The following is a 21261-nucleotide window of genomic DNA, read 5'->3' as shown; positions in this document are numbered from 1 at the left end:
AAGTGTGCCGGATTACGGCGTCTTCGGATGTCGTTGGGGTTGCTGTTTGTCGTAACTCTTTCCGGATTGTTTTCTCCGCCCGTTCTCGGAAACAATATTCGAATCGCGGGTAAACCCCGTGTCGTCAATATCGTCGGCGATACGGCTTTTGTGGAACTGAATCTCTCGTGGGACAATTCGTGGCGGGATGATTTCAACTGGGATGCTGCGTGGGTGTTCCTTAAATACAAAAAGCGGGGCATCACCGAACCCTGGCATCACGGTTATCTTGCCCGCGAAGGTCACGAAGCCACGCCCCAAAACGGAAATGAAGGCAGCAATTACTCCTTCATGTTCGGGCAAACAGGCTCCGGTACAAGCGCCAAAGTCACCGGCGTATTCCTCCTGCGGGATGAAATCTCCGACGGGAATGTAAGTGTTCGGGTACGGCTTAAATGGCTGTTCAAGGCTAATACGAAGAAAACGCTTACCGCCGCCGACTTCGGTGACAAACTGGATAAAATATACGTCGCCGTCCATGCTATAGAGATGGTCTATATTCCTTACGGCAGTTATTACCTCGGTGACAACCAGTCTGCATACAGTTTTGCACTATCGGGCAAATCACCCTGTCTTATTGACTCGGAGGATGCGGTAACCCTGACGACTGTCAATCCAACGTCCACGTCCGTTACTTTGCCCGTTGCCTTTCCCAAAGGATATGCCGGCTTTTATATCATGAAATACGAAACGAGCCAGGAGCAGTACATGGAGTTTTTAAACTCTCTCACCCTAACGCAACAGAAAGCGCATGTCACCAATAATAACTTCTCTACGATGAATCGTGGAGATTATGTGTTCGGAAGTAATTTGACCACCCCTACGCGTCGGAACGGTATTGTCTTTATTGAGCAAAAAGGGGAAGACGGACCCGCTGTATTCGGTAATAACCTTAATCCGGTCAATGACCTTTTCTCTAAAGATGACGGACAAACTATTGCTTGCGGTATTCTGTCTCCTTATGACATGCTGGCGTATTGCGATTGGAGCGGACTACGGCCTATGAGTGAGTTGGAATATGAAAAGGCATGCCGACGTCCGTATCCCCAAATTCCGGAAGAAGGAGAATACGCCTGGAACAGCAATAGCGGCGTCAATCCCCTGACCGGAGAATCCGACCTGCTTTATCTAGGTGATGAGCGGGAACAGTCTGTTAATAAAAACCACAACATAAACAGTGGGAACAACGATATCGGTCCCGTCCGTTGTGGATTGTTTGCTACCTCTTCCACCAATCAGATCCAGGCAGGTGCCACCTACTGGGGCGTCATGGAGATGAGCGGGAATTTAGCCGAAATGTGCTATATCGCAACAAGCTCCGGCAAGGCATTCGTTGCCACCAATCTTTCCTACTCCCATGGTGACGGAGAATTGAATGCCGACGGTTCGACGGATATTTCTACCAGTTACTGGCCGACTGCTACTGCGGCATTCGGTACACGTGGCGGTAGCTACTACAATCCCGATAGTCTGGCATGTACTTCCTACCGAGGCACATGTCAAGGTTCCACGTTCCCTTCTATAAATAACAGATACAGTAACCACGGTTTCCGAGGGGTATACGGTCTTTCGGGCATCAAAATCAACGGAGGTACTATCAGGAATAGTGAAGATACGGCTTGTTGGTCCGGTACGAAAATTATCAATGTTGTGGAAGCCTCTTGTCCTGACTTTCCGGATGTACGCTTTCAATACAACTGGTACGTAAAGAAACCCGGAGAAGCTAAATTTGATATAGTTCCCAATGCTGGCGGAATTACGTTGGAATACGAACATTTTGAGAATAAAACTACAGCTCCTGTCGTGTATACGTTTAAGCGTATGGGAATTTGTGCTATGGGTGTGGCGGAGAGTAACCAAGTAACGGTAAAAGTCTTGCCGGAGCCATTTGTCGCTTCTTCTTATACCTTTAATCCTTGTCCGGTAGAAATTACGCATCATTGGAGCGGATTAGAAAAAACATGGCGTATTGTAGAAAACAATACAGCTTACGTAGTGGAAGAAGAAGATATGTTATTAGTAAGTAATCTGACAGCTAATGGTTTATATACTTTAGAAGGAAGTATTGACATGTGCCCGGATATTTTTACAACGAAAATTCGAGTTACAAATCTGCAAACATTATCCGCCGTGACTACTTTCGGATACACAGGAAGAGGGCAATGTATTGTTTTACCTGCCGGAAAATATAAAGTTGAAGCATGGGGAGCCAAAGGCGGGAATACTTCATCCTATAACGGAGGAACTAAAATCGGTGGTTACGGTGGATATGCAAAGGGAGAAATCACTTTGTCCACTACTCGGTTAATGAACATTTATGTGGGAAATGCAGGAGAAAAAGCTGGTACAAACACGTTTAATGGTGGTGGAAGCGGAAGAGGGAAGAAAGTAAATGATGATCCGGGAGGCGGTTCCGGTGGAGGAGCAGCCGACATTCGACTTGAAGGAGGAAGCTGGAATCGTTTTGCATCACTAAAATCCAGGCTACTTGTTGCTGCTGGAGGAGCGGGTGCCGAAGGTTATTATAAAGGAGCCAAAGGTGGAAGTGCAGGAGGATTAATCGGAAATAATGGAAAAATTGCAAAATACAACGCTTCTTCCCAAAGTGTAACATTTAATTCTGCTACAGGAGGTACGCAAACGGCAGGAGGCTTTTTAGGAGCAAAAACAGCAGGTAACCCAAGTGGATCATTTGGTTGTGGAGGAGATTATGGACACAAAAGTCATGGTAGCGGTGGAGGTGGCGGATACTACGGTGGAGGTGGCGGAGCTGCTGGTTATGGACGCAGTAATGTTTGGGTGGCTGCTTCTGGAGCCGGAGGTTCCTCGTTTATTTCCGGGCATAATGGCTGTAATGCGATTAGTGCTTCTTCAACATCATCCAATATCATCCACACCGGACAGTCAATTCATTATTCCGGTTTATATTTTATAAATACGATGATAATTGATGGAGACGGATATCAATGGACGACAGCAAAAGGGAGTTTGGTAAATATGCCTAGTTTAACAGGAACATCAACTATGACGGGAAATACCGAAAACGGTCAGGTACGGATTACCCCGCTGAACTAAAAGTGGAGAAAGGGGACAATGGAGCAGTGGAAAAATGGTTTTCCACTGTTCTATTTTTGCCAATTTTTTTTACTCGAAAAAAAGAGTATGTTTTTGATGCAAAAAGAGGCTCTTTTTGTACTAAAAAGAGCCTCTTTTTTTCAAAGGAAGTATCCATTTTCAATGAACGCCTACAAAAAATAAATAAGTGTCTGATATTAAAAATATTAGCAATCACATTTAGATACATCCGGCTTAATGACCAAACCCGCTATTTTTAAACCTATCGTTTTGCTACCGAAAACCTATCATTTTTACCTCAAAAACGATAGGTTTTTAACATGAAAATGATAGGTTTTTAAAAAAGGCGTATTTAAAATAGAATGAATGAGGAATTGCAGTATACTGTATCAAGGAATATTAGATTTATAAATTATTTGTGCTCTTATCTCAAAAATAGTTTGTAAACTTGCACCCCGAATTTAGAATTTGTATTGCAAAAAAGACGCTGAATTTAAAGAATAAGCGTATGAAAATTATACATACTAAAGATGAATTGGCCTGTTTGATTGACGATTACAAGAAAGCAGGAAAAGTTATCGGTTTTGTACCCACAATGGGTGCATTGCATGAAGGACACTTGTCACTTGTCAGACAATGCAAAAAAAACAGTGACGTGGCCGTGGTGAGTGTGTTTGTGAATCCTACTCAATTTAATGATCCCGAAGATTTAAAAAGATATCCCCGTACTCCGGAGAAAGATTGCGCTTTGCTGGAACCGGCAGGGTGTGACATCGCTTTTTTACCCTCCGTAAAAGAGATTTATCCGGAGGAAGATACCCGAAAGTTTGATTTCGGTTATTTGGAATCCATTATGGAAGGAGCAAAACGTCCCGGACATTTTAACGGAGTAGGCCAGGTTGTGAGCCGTTTATTTGATATTGTCCGCCCTGATAAGGCTTTTTTTGGAATGAAAGATTTTCAACAAGTAGCTATTATCAAGAATATGGTAAAGCAATTGAATTATTCTTTGGAGATTATCCCCTGCCCTATTGTGAGAGAAGAGAGTGGTCTGGCCTTAAGCTCGCGCAATGCTCTTTTGGATGAAAATCATAAGAAAAACGCTCCCCATATTTACGCTACATTGAAAAAAGCTCGTAATTTGGCTCCGGAAATGAGCGTGGGAGATTTGAAAAAATGGATTACCGAAGAAATCGACAGTAATCCGTTTCTGAAAACAGAATATGTGGAAATTGTAGATGACACTACTTTAAAGGTGATAAACGACTGGAATGAAGAAGGAACTAAAGTAGCTTGTGTGGCTGTCTATGCCGGAAAAATCCGGTTAATAGACAATATTGTATTTTAATTTACGGAATCAATTTTATCAACCATGTTTATTGAAGTAGTCAAATCAAAAATTCACAAGGTAACTGTTACGGAGGCCAATCTTCAATATGTAGGAAGCATAACAATTGATGTTGCTTTGATGGAAGCTGCCAATATCATTGAAAATGAAAAGGTGCAGATTGTCAATGTAAATAACGGAGAGCGTATAGAAACATATGTCATCAAAGGAGAAAGAAATTCAGGGGTAGTTTGTCTGAATGGTCCGGCAGCCCGTAAATGCGCCGTAGGAGACGTGGTCATTATTATTTCTTACGCTTCCATGGATTTTGAAGAAGCCAAAAAACATACACCGACACTGGTATTTCCCGAAACAAGTACCAACCAATTAATCTGACGGTTCTTTTCTTATGAATTACCCGGCTTTTATAGAGAATAAAATCATCGAGAACAGGGAAGAGCTTAAAAATATTTTAAGCGTGTGGAGATTCAAGGGAGAAAAAGTGGTATTTACCAACGGATGTTTCGATATTCTCCACAGAGGCCACGCAGAGTATCTTGCGCAAGCCGCTTCGTTGGGTTCCAAATTGGTTGTGGGACTTAATACCGATTCATCGGTCAGAAGACTGAAAGGAGAAACACGACCCGTCAATAATCAATATGCCCGGGCACTTTTACTTTCCTCTTTACTGTTTACCGACAAAATTGTTTTTTTTGAAGAAGATACGCCTCTTGAATTGATTCGGTATATACAACCGGATGTTTTAGTAAAAGGAAGCGATTACAAACCCGAAGATATTGTCGGTTACGATATTGTCAAATCCAAAGGAGGTGAAGTGATAACCATTGACCTCACACAAGGCTATTCCACTACTTCCATCCTTCATAAACTAAAATAGCATTTCTATTTTCCCTTGTGTTGAAAAGCCAGAATAATGTTGTGAAATACTGTTAGTAAAATTCACAAAAATTTCCGTTATTTCTTTTGAGGATTTAAAAACGGGGAACAGTATATTTTTAAATGAGATTCCAAAATAAAAAACGAGTCTTTAATTCTTTTTCTTTCTACAAATTTCTGACAGTTTCTGACAGGTGAAAAAATCGTTTTTTATTAGCAACATTCTTTTCTAACTATTGTCAGTAACTTTTTCATTTTATTGAATACCAATATTTTTTTATTATTTAAAGTGTTTATAACTTCCCTATTTTATCTAAAACTCATATAACCAAAAAAGTCTTTCTATTTTTACTCTACAAACTAACATTCTATCATCATTCTCATATTCTAAATTTAAAAATAGAAAGAATATAATTATAATGTGTTTGTTTGAAATCTCCAATGCTTACCTTTGTACAAAAATAATCTTTTTTATGAATCCTCTAAAGAAATTAGCTGGAGAAACGGTTATTTACGGATGTACTACTATATTGGGACGTTTCGTCAATTGGTTGCTTGTTCCTTTGTATGCCGGAATTTTTGCTGCCAGTGAATATGGAATTGTTATAAATCTGATGTCTTATACGGCTATTCTGGTTGTATTACTGACATACGGTACGGAGACAGGTTTTTTCCGATTCGCAACAACAAGCAATCGGAATGATGTTTTTTCCACATTAATGGCGTCTTTGTCCGTTACGACTTTTGTCTTTGTTTTCTTCTCTCTTTTTTTCCTGAACGATTTATCTGTTTTTCTGAATATTGAAGCACACAAAGAGTATCTGGTTCTATTGATAGTCACGATAGCTATTGATGTCATCAGTTCAATTCCTTTTGCCCTTTTACGGTTAGAAAGTCGTCCGGTACGTTTCGGTATTATAAAATTGACAAATATCGGTTTGAATATCGGTTTAAATCTGTTTTTTCTTTTGTTGTGTCCTTTTTTAGAGAAAAAAGGAATACATGTGCCTTTTTTTGATGCCGACGGAGGGATTCTTTATATTTTTGTTTCTTATCTGGTTGCTTCGGTGGTAACGTTTTTTATGTTGTTGCCGTGTTTTCTGAAATTTCGTTTTCGATTTTCTTTCGGATTGCTGAAGGATATATTGAAGTATTCATTCCCTATATTAATTGTAAGCCTGGCGGGTATGATCAATCTGCAAGGAGATAAGGTGTTAATGCCTAAGATATTAGGAGAAGTCATGAGCAGGGAAGAAGCATTGGCAATAACCGGTATTTACGGAGCCAATTATAAATTGGCTTTGGTGATGTATATTTTTACGCAAGGATTCCGGTTTGCTTTTGAACCGTTCTTTTTCAATTATTCCAAGAATGCGGATTCCAAGAAGGTGTATAAAGATGTGTTTCTGTATTTTACGGGTTTCGGTCTGATTATCTTTTTGGGAGTGATGTATTGGATTGATATTATCAAGTTTTTTGTGCGGAAGCCCGAATATTATGCAGGAATCGTTATTGTTCCGTGGGTTCTTTTGGCAAATCTATTTCAAGGCATGTATTATTCTCTTTCGTTGTGGTATAAATTGACCGATAAAACGATTTACGGCGCATATATGGCTATTGCGGGGAGTGTCATAACACTTTCCATGAATTTTATTCTGTTACCCAGAATAGGATATATGGGTTCGGCTTATGCCGTATTTACCTGTTTTCTGGTGATGTGTATATTGTCTTTATTGTTGGGGCGTAGGTTTTACAGGATAGATTACGATGTGAATAAGATTATTTTTTATTTTTTATTAGCTGTTGTGTTTTATTTTGCGGGCAGATGTGTTATGTTTGATAATCCTTGGATAACTTGTTTAGCAAGAACGCCTTTATTGGTCGTATTTATTTTGATTTTTTTGAGGAGGGAGATGAAGTTTCTGTTTGCAGGAGGAGCCATACGTAATATTTTGGGTAAAAAGTAGTATCTTTGCTATCATAATGATAGTAATTTTGGGGTAAATACGAGTAATATTATAAAGATGAAAGTAAATATTATTAATAAGTCACGTCATGCGCTTCCGGAGTATAAGACTAAGTTGTCCGCGGGTATGGATATCCGTGCGAATATAAATGAAACGGTGGTTTTGCAGCCTCTGGAAAGAAAATTGATACCTACGGGATTGTTTATAGAACTTCCGGAAGGATATGAGGCTCAGATGCGTCCGCGGAGCGGATTAGCTTTGAATGAAGGTTTAGGACTTTTAAACAGTCCTGGAACAATCGATGCGGATTATCGGGGAGAAATAGGCATTATTGTTGTGAATTTGTCGAATAATGTGGTAAGTATCAAAGACGGAGACAGAATTGCTCAAATGGTTATTAACAAAGTGGAACAGGTTGAATTGGTGGAAGTAAATGAATTGAGCGATACAGACAGAGGTGCCGGAGGATTCGGGCATACAGGTAAAAAATAAATACAGGTTCGGGCTGAAATGAGAAAAGGTTTTATTTTGATAACGGTTCTTTTTTTCGCGATAAACGGATTTGCAGGAGAAAAGAAAAAAGAGACGGTAAAAAAAGAGTTGGATGAGAAATCGAAACTGGAGTTCGATTACTCTTTTATGGAAGGAGTGAGAAGCAAAATTACCGGTGATTTTCAAGGAGCGATGGGTTGGTATGACAATTGTTTGAAAATTGATCCGGAAAGTCCTGTTGTCAAGTATGAAATAGCTAATCTCCTTTTGGGAACCGATGATTACAACGGAGCATTGCAGTTGGCTAGGGAGGCGGTAGCAGGAAATCCTTCTAATTTATGGTATAAATTATTGTTGGCTAATGTATTGCAAAAGAAATCCATGATAGAAGAAGCTTGCAATGTATATGCCGATATTATAGCGAAGTATCCTGACAAAGAAGAATTTTATCTGATTGAATCGGGATTGTATACGTCTGTGGAAAAATGGCAAAAGGCTATTGATGTGTATGACCGTTATGAGAAACAGAATGGTATAACAGAGCCTGTTTCTATTGAAAAAATCAGACTTTACAGTAAGTTGAATAATGTGAAAGGAGCATCCGATGAATTATTGAAGCTGATAAATAAGTTTCCAGAAAAGAATGAGTATTTAAGTTTGTTGGCAGAATTATATTTTAACTATGACCAGGATAAAAAAGGACTCCAGATTTTAAACAAATTATTAAAAGTTGATCCGCAAAACGGATATGTTCATTTATATCTGGCGGATTATTATCGGGGTAAAAACAAACTTTCAGAAGCAGATAAACATGTGAAGGAAGCGTTAGTAAGTGATGAACTTAAAAATTCGTTTAAAGTTCAGTATATGCTGACGTTGATATTGAGCGGAGATACTGTGAAAATTACCGATACGGATTTGAATTCGTATATGGATATATTGATGAGTAAGTATAGTGAAGATTTATCCATACGGGCTTTACATTCGGATTTTTTGAGAAAGGACGGTAAGTTACAAGAAGCTCGGGAAGAACTGGACTATATTCTTGATAAGGAGAAAAATAATTATATGGTTTGGCAGGAGTTACTGCTGATTTGTAATGAATTACAGGATACGAACTGTATGTATTCCCAGAGTGTGGAATGTATTAAGTATTTTCCGGAACAACCTCTTCCTTATGCTTTGGCGGGAATTTCTCTGATGATGCGAAAGGATTACGGCGAAGCTGTCGATTTTTTTGAACGAGGAGTGAAATTGGCAGATGAACAGGTACAATTAAGGTCCCAGTTTTTTTCTTATTTGGGCGATTGTTATTATAATCTGGATAGTACGGAAGTGGCATTCCGCATGTTTGATAATGTATTGTCCATTAATCCGGAGAATGCATTGGTATTGAATAATTACGCTTATTATCTTTCTTTATTGGATAAAGATTTAAGAAAGGCGGAGGATATGAGTTCGCGTGCGGTGTTACTGGAGCCTGATAACGGGACTTACCTGGATACTCACGCGTGGGTACTTTTTAAACGGAAGGTTTATTCGGAAGCGCTTTATTATATGAAACAGGCTATGGAGAAGACAACGGAGCCTTCAGGAGTACTTTACGAGCATTACGGGGATATACTTTATGTGAACGGTAAAAAAGAAGAAGCGTTGGCTATGTGGTTAAAGGCGAAAGAAGCGGGAGATGAGGTGAGTACCGATTTGAATGCCAAGATAGCTGGTACTTATGTTTTTAATTGATAAAACTGGATGATTAGATATTTCTTTTTGTTGTTTGTAGTGTTGTGTGTGACGTCGTGCAAGGTGAGTGAAAAAATTGCGTCGCGTCAGGAAGTACCGAATATTACAGAGGGGAAGTTATTGAAGAATATTTATGAAAATGAACTGGTCTATAATAGTTTATATGCGAAAAAGGTGGATATTTCCCTTACCGGAAACGGTAAAAAGGATAATTTGAAGGCTGTTTTAAAGGTAAAAAAAGATAGTTTCATCTGGATATCACTTGTAGCTCCGTTGGGTATCGAAGTGGCACGCGTATTGCTTACACAAGACAGTATCAAGTTTGTAAATTCTTTTAATAAGAAATATTTTTTTACAGACTATCAGTTTTTTTACGATAAATTTGACGTACAGATTAATTTTGATTGCTTTCAAAAGTTGCTGACAAATGTTTATTTTAATTTGGAAAGTTGCGGAAAAGACGAAGTAAAGGATTCCAAGTTTAAATTTGAAAGGACGGAGAATGATTATGTGCTGTCGAATGTTCATAGAAAAGCGTTGAACCGGAAAATTAAGAAGTTTTTTAAGAAGAAGAAAAAGAATAAAGAGTATACGTTGATTTTGCAGAAGATTCATTTAGATCCTGAATTATTCCGTCCGATAAAAATATCTCTGGAAGATTTGGAAGATGATATGGGTGTAAGTGTAAAATATAGTGATTTTAAGAGTTTTGAGGAGAAAATTTTTCCTTCGTTGATGGAATTTAATGTTTCATTGAATGAGTTGAAATATAAGCTGGAACTGAAATTTCAGAAAATAGAATTTGATACGGATGTTGTTCCGAATTTACGGTTATCTTCCAAATATAAACCTATTTCGTTTGACTGATGTTTATGAAGTTGAGATATATCGGCATATTATTTATGTTTTTTTCCGTCTTAAATGGCACGGTATATTCTCAGTCTATCAATACGATAAAAAAGGATAAGGAGAAGAGTGAAAAAGAAATAGCTTATCTTAATAAGCTGTTAGAGGAGGCAAAAAATAATCAGTCTGTTTCAGTTGAAAAATTAAAGATAATACAGGAAAAGATAGCTCAAAGCAAGAGTTTGATTAATTCTTTACAACAAGAAGTGAGTTATCTGGAAAAACAGATAGACCGCAATGAGGTGAGAATTTCAGAATTGAGTTTAAACCGAGGGTCTATGCTGAATATGTACGGAAAGTTAGTTTACGGCCTCTGGAAGAAACGGAATAAGGCTTATAGGCTGATGTTTATTTTTGCTTCTTCGGATTTTAATCAGGCTTATAATCGTTATAAATATTTTGAACAGATACAGAGTTATTCCAAACGTCAGCTGGCTTTGATAGAGCAGACAAATGATTCGTTGAATATAAAGAATACAGAATTGAAAAAATATCGAGATTTAAAGCATGTTGCTTTAAATGATATTGATGTCAAAAGTAAGGATTTAATTCAGCAACAGGCAACGGAGAACAGTCTGATATCGGATTTGAAAAAAAAGGAAAAACAGATTGTAAAAAAGTTGAATATAGAAGCTAAAAACAGGGAGAGGCTGGAAAGAGAGTTGAATAAGTTAATAGCTTCACAAGCTAAAAAATCAGGGGGAACTTCGTCAAAATATAAACTTACGCCTGAAGAAAAATTGGTTTCCGATGATTTTTCCCGGAATAAAGGGAAGTTGCCTTGGCCGGTTACTCAAGGTATTATTTCCGAGAAATTCGGTATTAACCCGCATCCCGTATACAAAGATGTTATGATGTCAAACAATGGCATAAATATCACTACTTCAAAGAATGCGGAAGTACGAGCTGTTTTTAACGGAGAAGTAACGGATATTTCTTTAATGCCAGGATTAAATAATGCTGTCATAATCAGGCATGGGAATTATTTGACTGTGTATGCCAATTTGATATATTTGAATGTAAAAAAGGGAGATAAGGTGAATACCAAGCAGGTAATCGGCAAGGTAGCTCATGATAATGAGAAGGGCAGTGTGTTAAGTTTTCAGGTATGGAATAATTTGGAAAAACAGAATCCTGAGTTATGGTTAGCAAAGTAGTGTAATAAGATTGATTAACGGTAGGGAATGAAAGATGAATATGCTAGTTTAAAAGAAGATTTAAAAGGAATTTTGTCCCGTTTCAGGGTTGAATTACTTTTAATGGATTTACTGAAAGGAGTTTCGGTTTTGGCTCTTTTCGTGTTGTTGTATTTGTGTGTATATTATATTTTTCTTGCTGTTTTTCCGGTTACTGTATTTTTTAAGAGGATAGCTTTTTTCCTGTTTTTGACCGCAGTAATTTTTCTTATTGTTTTTTTTCTGTGCAGACCTCTGTATTTTTTCGCTGTTTCTTTTGATTTAAGCAACAAACGATTACTGAAACGTATTTTATACCGTTTGCCAATATTGAATGACGTTTTTGTAAGTCTGTACGATTTGGCTTTTCTTACTGACAGTATTTCGGGAGATGAGGAGCTGAAAAAGGCTGCTTTTGTCCAAAAGTATCAACTGCTAAAGGAGAAAAAGATATGTGTGGATTTTCCTTTGAAATCTTTTCTAAGGCCTTTGTCTGTTTTGGTTATTTTGTCAGGGATTCTTTTTTTAAACGGGGGGAATTTTTCTCGTTTGTATCGGGATATGGCGGATTACAAAGTTGTGAATAATCCTCGTTTAAATGTTGATTTTTTGCTTTTAAACGAGACTTTGGATACGGAATACGGAAAGGCTTTTCAATTACGTTTAAAGGTGGAAAGTCCGTTTTTTTCAGTGGAAAATGTTTTTGTATGTTATGGCGGAGGCGAATTTTTAATGACACGGAAAGATTCGATTTTTACTTATGATTTTGATATGGTGAATAATGATATCCGTTTCTATTTTAGAACGGGAGATGCCGTAAGTAAAGATTATTTGATACGGGTATTGCCTACTCCGGAAGTTATCGGATATAAAGTGACAGTTATTCCTCCTTCTTATACGGGTCTGAAAGCTGAAGTATTGAAAGACGTTGTTGATTTTCGGGCTTTGTATGGTTCTGTTTTACGTTTTCATATAGATTTATCTAATGTAGACACATTGTTTTTACAAGTAGAGGATAAAGTATCACATTTGCCTTTGAAATCAGCAGATGCCATTGATTTTTCGCAGCGTGTGACGACATCGGGGGAATATGTTTTGTTAGGTTCCAATTCCGATTTTGTGCGAAAGAATTTGATGAATTTCAATGTTTCTTGCATTCCTGATCTATATCCGGGCATACAAGTGTCCGAATTGCAGGATTCGTTGAATACGTCGTTGTACTATTTTTATGGGGTTATCACGGACGATTACGGATTTTCCGATTTGCGTTTCAATTATTCGTTGAACGGACAGAACCATACGATTGTTCCGGTACGTATTAACAATAACATCACAACGCAGGAGTTTTATTTTGAATTTAATTTTGCCGAATTTGCCGGTACGGATAAAGTTCAGATACAATACTTTTTTGAAGTGTTTGACAATGATAATGTATCGGGTCCTAAAAGTACCCGTTCCGATGCAAAGAATTATTCGTTACCTGACTTGAATACAATATTTGATTTTAATTCGGAAACAAATGCTACAGTGAATACGGCTATGAGTGAGGCAGAAAAATTGGCGAAGGAGATTGTAGCCGGGGTAAAAGACCTCCAGAAGAAGATGTTGGACAATTCGGTGGATAATTGGGAAAAACAGCAGCTTTCAAAGGATATTGTAGAGAAAAAAGAGAAATTGGATAAGTTACTGACAGAGGTAAAAGAACAGAATAAGAAGAAAGCAGTTTTAAATAATAATTTTACTAAACAGGATAGTGTTCTTCAGATGAAGCAGCAGAAGATACAGGAGTTGCTGGATAAGATTATGGATGATGAGATGAAGAAATTGATGGAGGAGTTCAGCAAACTTTCGGAAGAGTTTAGTAAAGAAAAGTTCCGGAATATAGATGAGAAAATGAAACTTGGTTTTGACCAGTTGAGCGAGGAGTTGGACCGGAATATAGAGTTGTTGAAACGTTATCAGATAGAGGAGCAGCATAGTATGCTTTCCCAGCAGCTGGAAAATTTAAAACAGCAGCAGAATAAGTTTGAAGATGCGGCTGATGAGCGGTCTGTGTCTCCCGATTCCTTGAAGGAATTGGCCCAGGATATAGAGAAAAAGTTGGAGGATATAAAAGACAATTATAATCAGTTAAAGGAGGAAAATAATCAATTGTCCCAGCCTTTTGAATTGAAATCGCTTGATGAAAAGTTTGATGCTTTGTCAAAGGATCTTCAGCAGCAGGAAAAGAATGCGGCGGAGAATAAAAAGAAGGATGATAAATTGTCAAAGGAGATTCAAAAGAAGATGGAGGAATTGTCGGAGGAGATGGAAGAACAGCAACAACAAAATTTTATGCAAATGTCTTTGCCTCAAAAAGATATAGAATTAATAATTCAAAATATCTTATTGATTTCGTTTGCGCAGGAAGATTTATTGTATCAATTCCGAAATGTTTCTTCTCTCAGTCCGCGTTATAATGAATTAGGGCGTTTGCAGGATATGAAGAAATTGGAATATAAGATAGTAAAAGATAGTTTGTCGGCAATAGCGAAAACAAATCTGATGCTTGCGTCTGTTTTGAATGATAAGTTTTATGATATTGAGACTAAATTTGCATTACTGCCTAATTATATACAGAATAATAAGCGGAATGAGTTACTGGCAGAACAGCAGTATATTGTCAGTTATTTGAATGATATTGCTTTGGTTTTGAGTGAAGCGTTGCAGAAGGATAAATCGGAGAAAGGAGAATCGGGAGGAGGCGGTAAGTCGAATAATCCCGGAGGGAAGCAACAGAAAGGCGGTAAAGGAGATAAAGAGGAAGGGTATGGAAATTTGAAAAAGTTTCAAAATGGCTTGAAACGTCAGATGGAAGATCTGCTTTCCAAAATGAAAAATGGGGAAAAAGGAAAACCTTTACAGCAAGGAATCAGTAAGATGATAAGGGAAAATGAACTTTTTCGCCAGAGTTTGAATGAATTTATGTCAGGAGAAGGTTCGTTTTCAGAGGAGGAAAGACGCTTATTGAATGAGGTTAATAAGTTATTGGAAGATAATATCCGAGATATTGCGAATTATTCGGTTACCAATAATTTGATACAACGAAATAATTTAATTTATAATAAGTTGTTGATGTCCGAAAAGGCATCTAAAGAACGAGAAGAGTACGAAGATAAGAGAACATCAGTGACGGCTGAAGATATGAAATTTAAACGTCCTGAATTGTATTTTAAAAATGGTAAAAAACAGGGATTGATGAGAACAGATTTACAAAAGTCAGGAATGAAACTTAATCTTTATTTCAAAAATTTGTTTAATAATTATTATATCAAGCTTGGTGATGATGAATAGATTGAATTTGACTATTTCTTCCGAAGTAGGAAATATAGTAAGAGTGGAAAATTTTATTGAAAGTTTTATTGAAACTTTTGATTTGAAATCCGAGTTATTTGGAAAAATCAGTTTGCCTGTGATAGAAGCTGTTAATAATGCTATTCTTTCCGGAAATAAGCTGATACCGGAGAAAAAAGTCATTTTGGAAGCATGGCAGGAAAATAACAGACTTTATGTTTCCGTTCAGGATGAAGGAGAAGGTTTTGATTATACGCATATACCCGATCCGACCTTGCCTGATAATATTGAAAAGGTGGCCGGACGCGGATTGTATGTCATGAAGACCTTGTCAGATGAATTATTGTTTGAAAACAATGGAGCGAAAGTGACTTTGGTTTTCGATCTTTAATTGTTTTTATGAGAGAAGTTTTGTTTTATGAAGAGGGTGTGGAACTTCCTTCTTTTTTCTCGGAGTATGTAGTGAATAGGTGGCTTGATGCTATTGCTTCGCATTATTCAAAAGAGGTGGGAGCGATATCATTTATTTTTTGTAGTGACGATTATATTATTGACGTAAATCGAAAATATCTGAATCACGATTATTATACGGATGTGATAACATTTGATTATTGTGATAACCGGATTCTTTCCGGAGATGTTTTTATTAGTTTGGATACAGTACGTTCTAATGCCGTTTTGTTTAATGTTGATTTTGAATCCGAGTTTCATAGAGTTATATGTCATTCGATACTTCATTTAATCGGTTTTAAAGACAAAACGGATCCGGATAGTGTTCTTATGCGGAAGAATGAAAATATTTGCTTAGATCTTCTTAAAACGGTGTAAAATGACAGGTCTGTTACCTGATTATGATATAATTGTAGTGGGTGCCGGGCATGCGGGTTGTGAAGCCGCTTATGCTGCTGCGACGCTGGGTTCCAGGACGTTATTGATAACGTTGGATATGAATAAAATAGCCCAAATGTCGTGTAATCCTGCTGTCGGAGGTATTGCTAAGGGACAGATTGTCAGAGAAATAGATGCACTAGGGGGAATGATGGGACGCGTAACGGATGAAAGTTCCATTCAGTTTCGGATGTTAAATCGCTCGAAAGGTCCTGCTATGTGGAGTCCCCGTGCCCAGTGTGATCGGATGCGTTTTTCGGCGAATTGGCGAAATATTCTTGAGCATACTGATAATCTGGATTTATGGCAGGATGATGTAGTTCGCTTGTTAGTGGAAGATAATAGGGTAATAGGGGTATATACTTCTTTGGGGGTGGAATTTAAGGCACAAAGGGTAATATTGACCAATGGGACGTTTTTAAACGGTTTAATGCATGTCGGACGGGTTAGTTTTCAAGGAGGAAGAATTTCGGAACCAGCATCATTTGGTATTTCTGCTCAATTGAAAGAATTGGGTTTTGAAGTAGGAAGAATGAAAACAGGAACACCGGTAAGAATAGATGGACGCAGTGTTGATTTTTCTAAGTTGACAGAGCAGGGAGGAGATGATGATTTTCATCGTTTTTCTTATTTAAATATGAATTATAGCTATCCTTTAAAGCAAAGGGTGTGTTATCTTGCTTATACGAATGAACGTGTGCATAATGTACTTCGGGAGGGATTTGCAGACAGTCCTTTGTTTAATGGGACGATACAGAGCATAGGTCCACGTTATTGTCCAAGTATTGAGACTAAGCTGAATACTTTTGCCGATAGAAATAGCCATCATTTATTTCTTGAACCGGAAGGAGAGAATACAACGGAATTTTACTTGAATGGTTTTTCTTCTTCTTTGCCTTGGGATGTTCAATTAAGGGGATTGCGTTTGGTAGAAGGTTTTGAACAGGTACGGATTTTTAGGCCGGGTTATGCGATAGAATATGATTATTTTCCACCGACACAACTTTATCATACTTTAGAAACGAAGCGAATAAAGGGATTATATTTCGCAGGTCAGATAAATGGTACGACAGGTTATGAAGAGGCTGCTGCTCAAGGATTGATGGCGGCGATAAATGCTCATTTGTCATTACATTCGACTCAAGAGTTTGTGTTGGGGCGTGATGAAGCTTATATCGGAGTTTTGATAGATGATTTGGTAACAAAAGGAGTAGATGAGCCTTATAGAATGTTTACTTCTCGTGCTGAATTTCGTATTTTATTGCGACAGGATAACGCAGATAATCGACTGACGCCCAAAGGCTATAAAATAGGTTTGGCAGATAATAGTAGATATAATTTATTTATCGATAAAATAAAAAAAAGAGATAATTTGGTTAATTTTATTCGTAATTTCAGTGTAAAACCGGATGAAATTAATGATTGTTTGATAAAATTGAATTCCCAGCCTTTAAAACAGGGGATGAAATTAGTGGATATTTTAACCAGACCTCAATTGACGATAGATTCTTTATTAGAAACATTGCCTCTTTTGAAACAATTCATTGTTGAGAATGAAATGTGTGAGGAACATATGGAAGCAGCCGAAATATTAATAAAATATTCTGGGTATATAGAACGGGAACGTCAGTTAGCAGATAAATTACATCGTTTGGAAGATTTGGTTATAGCGGGGAAGTTTAATTATGAGGAATTGACGAATTTATCTATTGAGGCTCGTCAAAAACTTGCCAAGATACAACCGAGGACAATAGGACAAGCATCAAGAATTAGTGGGGTATCACCTGCGGATATAAATGTACTTTTGATTCTAATGGGACGTTGATTTTTTTCAGCGAAGAGTGGTTTGTTTCACGTGGAACGTTCAAAAAGGTGCGAAGAGTTGTTTCCTGTATTTATGAAAAAAATAAAGATTATATTATAATGGAAAAAATAGAAGGAAACATTATAGACATACATCATCGTAAAATATATCCGGGGACAATTTTTGTTTCAAATGGGAAAATCCAAAAAATAGAAGAAAATGGGAATAATTACTCCACGTATCTTGCTCCCGGATTTATAGATGCTCATGTTCATATAGAGAGTTCGATGCTAACTCCGATTCATTTCTCTGATTTAGTTATTTCAAAGGGAACAGTTGCTGTCATAAATGATCCTCATGAAATAGCTAATGTGCTTGGGATGGGAGGAATTCAGTTTATGCTACAAAATAGCCGAGATGCAGGAATAAAATATTTTTTCGGAATTCCGTCATGTGTGCCGGCGACATCATACGATTTTGCAGGAGGAGTAATAACTTCTAAAGATGTAGAAGAATTGGCTGCAACAGGGAATTTTGTATGTCTTTCAGAAGTAATGGATATACCGGGTGTTTTAAATGAAAATCCGGAGATTATAAAAAAAATACAAGTAGCAAAGAAGTATGAATTAAGAATAGATGGACATGCGCCATTCCTTACGGGAGATAATTTAAGACGATATATATCGACAGGAATATCGACGGATCATGAATCTTCAAATTTAAAAGAAGCAATTGAAAAATTGGAATTAGGGATGAAGGTTATAATCCGAGACGGTAGTGCTGCAAAAAATTATGAAGCCTTGAAGTCTTTGATTGAAATTAATCCGGATTTATTAATGTTTTGTACAGATGATGCTCATCCGGATGATCTTATTCGATATGGACATATTGATAAAATAGTTCGGAAGGCAATTGCAGATGGTTATGATTTGTTTACAGTATGGAGGATTGCCTCATTAAATCCCGTTATACATTATAATTTGCCAGTAGGAGTGCTTCGGGAAGGAGATTTTGCAGATTTTATCAGAATTGCAAATTTAGAATCGCTTGAGGTATTAGAAACCTATTTGGGAGGGAGAAAATTATATGAGAAAGAAGTAGTAAGTTCTTCTGTATGTCATAAAAAACAATATCATCCGGTAAATCGTTTCGGTCAAGAAAAAATACATACAAATGACTTAAGAAAAAGAGTGGTTAAAGGGAAAAATGTATGTATAGAAGTAATCAATCAGCAAATAGTTACATTAAAATCGTATTTTGAATCCGTAACTGATGATATTTTTTGCTCTGATGTAAAACAGGATATTTTAAAAATAGTTTATTTAAATCGCTATTTGAATAATAAAAAGCCACAAGTAGCATGGATTAAAGGAATAGGCATGAAAGAAGGTGCTTTTGCGACAAGCATTGCACACGATTCTCATAATATATTAGCAATAGGATGTAAAGACGAAGAGATTACAGAGGTTATTAATAGGATAATTGAAGGGAAAGGAGGCTTGGCCGTTATAAATTCTTCAGGATTATTTGGGATGGAGTTGCCTATAGGTGGAATTATGAGTGATAAAGATGCATTTTGGGTCGCTTCAAAATACGGGGATTTATTAGAAAAATTGAGGACTACCGGATGTAAATTGGATTCTCCTTTTATGACATTGTCATTTATGTCACTACTTGTGATTCCAGAAATAAAAATAGGTGAATTAGGATTATTTGATTTTAGATCCTTTGAATTTATAGAAAACAAAGAAAGTTAATAGTAATTTTAAGCTGACATGGCGTTATATGATGATGATTTAAAAGAGAAAATACATAAATTACCCATGAAGCCGGGAGTTTATCAATATTTAGATTCATCAGGTAAAATTATCTACATCGGGAAGGCTAAATCACTAAGAAATAGGGTGTTATCTTATTTGAATAAGACGAATCAGACTGCAAAGACATTGGTATTAGTACGTAAAATATGTGATTTAAAATATATTGTCGTTGATACAGAACAGGATGCATTACTACTCGAAAATAATTTAATAAAAAAATATAAGCCGAAGTATAATATCTTATTAAAAGATGATAAAACTTATCCGTGGATTTGTGTTATGAAGGGACCTTTTCCACGAGTTTTTTTGACTAGACAATTTGTTCGCAATGGTTCGGATTATTTTGGACCTTACACCTCTGCAAAGTTTGCCAATTCATTGATGTCTTTAATACGTTCTTTGTATAAGTTGAGGACTTGCCGTTTACCCTTGAATGTCAAGGCAATTTCAGAGAGAAAATTTAAAGTGTGTTTGGAGTATCACATCGGAAATTGTTTGGCTCCTTGTATTGGAAATATTTCGGATAAAGAATACGATGAATTTATTTTACAGATACGAAATATTCTGAAGGGCAATATTATTTCTGTATTAGGACATTTGAATCGAAAAATGGAAGAATTGGCTGCTCATTTGGAGTTTGAAAAGGCAAATGAAGTAAAAATGGCCATAGAAGAACTTCGTAGATATCAGTCAAAATCAATGATTGTCAGCCCAAGTTTGAATGATATAGATGTATTTTCATATCTTGAGGATGAGAAATATGCGTATGTAAATTATCTTAGAATTATTCATGGGTCTGTTAATCAAGTACATACGATAGAAATAGAAAAAAAAGTAGAAGAAGAAAAGGAAGAGATTTTGGCATTTGCCATTTATGAAATTCGACAATTAATGAATAGTCAATCCAAAGAAATAATTGTACCATTCGAACCAGATATAAAATTGTCTGATTTACAGTACGTTATTCCTAAAATTGGAGATAAAAAACAATTATTGGAATTATCAGAAAGGAATGTTGCATATTTTAAATTGGACAGAGATCGTCAAAGGAGTTTAAAACGAGGAGAAGATTCGAGATTTAATGTATTGAAAACAATTAAAACTGAATTGAAATTGCCAGTCCTGCCTCATAGAATGGAGTGTTTTGATAACTCTAATACGCAGGGAACTAATCCAGTTGCGTCTTGTGTTGTATTTATTGATGCTAAACCTGCTAAAAGAGAGTATCGAAAATTTCATGTAAAAACCGTAGAAGGACCTGATGATTTTGCTTCTATGGAGGAAATTATATATCGACGTTATAAAAGAGTTTTGGATGAAGGCAAAGAATTGCCTGATTTAATTGTGATAGATGGAGGAAAGGGACAATTGCATTCGGCATTGAATAGTCTTAAGAAGCTTGATTTACATGGTAAAATTGCGATAATAGGATTAGCGAAACGTATGGAGGAAATTTATTATCCGGGAGATAAAGACCCATATCTTTTAGCAAAAAATTCTCAGGCATTAAAGACATTGATGCATATTCGAGATGAAGCTCATAGATTTGGGATTACCTTTCACCGTCAATTGAGAGAAAAACCACTGACGAAGAGTATTTTAAATGATATAAAAGGGATAGGAAAGAAAACGGAAGAGCAACTTATACGGCATTTTAAATCCGTTGAAAATATTCGTAAAGCTAATTTAACAGAATTAGCCGTTGCCATTGGGGTTTCTAAGGCAAAAATTGTAAATGATTTTTTTAATGATTCTTTAGTAGAAGAGAAATCTGATAATTTATAGCATAGTTATA

Annotated in this window: 15 protein-coding genes; all 15 read left to right on the top strand. The window is 36.8% G+C overall.

Going from position 1 to position 21261, the window contains the following annotated elements; all coding sequences use genetic code 11:
* The coding region (locus NFR61_RS05145) for a glycine rich domain-containing protein (RefSeq protein WP_251621290.1) at positions 1-3114 on the top strand (3114 nt) is incomplete at its 5' end.
* Between the two features lie 508 nt (positions 3115-3622).
* Complete coding sequence (gene panC / locus NFR61_RS05140) at positions 3623-4462, top strand: pantoate--beta-alanine ligase (protein ID WP_251621288.1); 840 nt, start codon at positions 3623-3625, stop codon at positions 4460-4462.
* A gap of 24 nt (positions 4463-4486) precedes the next feature.
* Positions 4487-4837, top strand: coding sequence for an aspartate 1-decarboxylase (gene panD, locus NFR61_RS05135; RefSeq protein ID WP_251621286.1), 351 nt, complete (start codon positions 4487-4489; stop codon positions 4835-4837).
* 13 nt (positions 4838-4850) lie between these two features.
* Positions 4851-5339 carry a D-glycero-beta-D-manno-heptose 1-phosphate adenylyltransferase gene (gene rfaE2 / locus NFR61_RS05130; RefSeq protein WP_251621284.1) on the top strand — a complete coding sequence of 163 codons (489 nt, stop codon included), beginning with the start codon at positions 4851-4853 and terminating at the stop codon, positions 5337-5339.
* A gap of 472 nt (positions 5340-5811) precedes the next feature.
* On the top strand, positions 5812-7305 hold the full coding sequence (locus NFR61_RS05125) for an oligosaccharide flippase family protein (protein WP_251621282.1): 1494 nt from the start codon (positions 5812-5814) through the stop codon (positions 7303-7305).
* Positions 7306-7362: 57 nt separating this feature from the next.
* On the top strand, positions 7363-7797 hold the full coding sequence (gene dut / locus NFR61_RS05120; RefSeq protein WP_251621280.1) for a dUTP diphosphatase: 435 nt from the start codon (positions 7363-7365) through the stop codon (positions 7795-7797).
* A 36-nt stretch (positions 7798-7833) separates the two neighbouring features.
* The gene (locus NFR61_RS05115) at positions 7834-9540 is read left to right on the top strand and encodes a tetratricopeptide repeat protein (protein ID WP_251621277.1); all 1707 of its coding nucleotides are present in this window, start codon (positions 7834-7836) and stop codon (positions 9538-9540) included.
* A 9-nt stretch (positions 9541-9549) separates the two neighbouring features.
* Entirely contained in the window at positions 9550-10407 is an 858-nt protein-coding gene (lolB1, locus tag NFR61_RS05110; protein ID WP_251621275.1) for a lipoprotein insertase outer membrane protein LolB1, read from the top strand.
* A 5-nt stretch (positions 10408-10412) separates the two neighbouring features.
* Positions 10413-11603, top strand: a complete 1191-nt coding sequence (locus NFR61_RS05105; protein WP_251621273.1) for a murein hydrolase activator EnvC family protein — start codon at positions 10413-10415, stop codon at positions 11601-11603.
* Between the two features lie 378 nt (positions 11604-11981).
* On the top strand, positions 11982-14954 hold the full coding sequence (locus NFR61_RS05100; RefSeq protein ID WP_251621271.1) for a DUF4175 family protein: 2973 nt from the start codon (positions 11982-11984) through the stop codon (positions 14952-14954).
* Positions 14944-15345, top strand: coding sequence for an ATP-binding protein (locus NFR61_RS05095; RefSeq protein WP_251621269.1), 402 nt, complete (start codon positions 14944-14946; stop codon positions 15343-15345). The genes NFR61_RS05100 and NFR61_RS05095 overlap by 11 nt, the downstream gene beginning before the upstream one ends.
* 8 nt (positions 15346-15353) lie before the next feature.
* Entirely contained in the window at positions 15354-15782 is a 429-nt protein-coding gene (ybeY, locus tag NFR61_RS05090; RefSeq protein WP_251621267.1) for an rRNA maturation RNase YbeY, read from the top strand.
* A gap of 1 nt (position 15783) precedes the next feature.
* Positions 15784-17667, top strand: a complete 1884-nt coding sequence (mnmG, locus tag NFR61_RS05085) for a tRNA uridine-5-carboxymethylaminomethyl(34) synthesis enzyme MnmG (RefSeq protein WP_420910102.1) — start codon at positions 15784-15786, stop codon at positions 17665-17667.
* 98 nt (positions 17668-17765) lie between these two features.
* Positions 17766-19403, top strand: coding sequence for an adenine deaminase (gene ade / locus NFR61_RS05080; RefSeq protein ID WP_251621265.1), 1638 nt, complete (start codon positions 17766-17768; stop codon positions 19401-19403).
* 18 nt (positions 19404-19421) lie between these two features.
* Positions 19422-21251 (top strand): excinuclease ABC subunit UvrC, encoded by a 1830-nt coding sequence (gene uvrC, locus NFR61_RS05075; RefSeq protein ID WP_251621263.1) that lies wholly within the window; start codon positions 19422-19424, stop codon positions 21249-21251.
* Positions 21252-21261 lie beyond the last annotated feature (10 nt).

The sequence above is a fragment of the Odoribacter lunatus genome, assembly GCF_943193135.1.
GTDB lineage: Bacteria > Bacteroidota > Bacteroidia > Bacteroidales > Marinifilaceae > Culturomica > Culturomica lunata.
The sequence above is the reverse complement of the archived record's forward strand: the minus strand, read 5'-3'. Positions and strand labels throughout refer to the sequence as shown.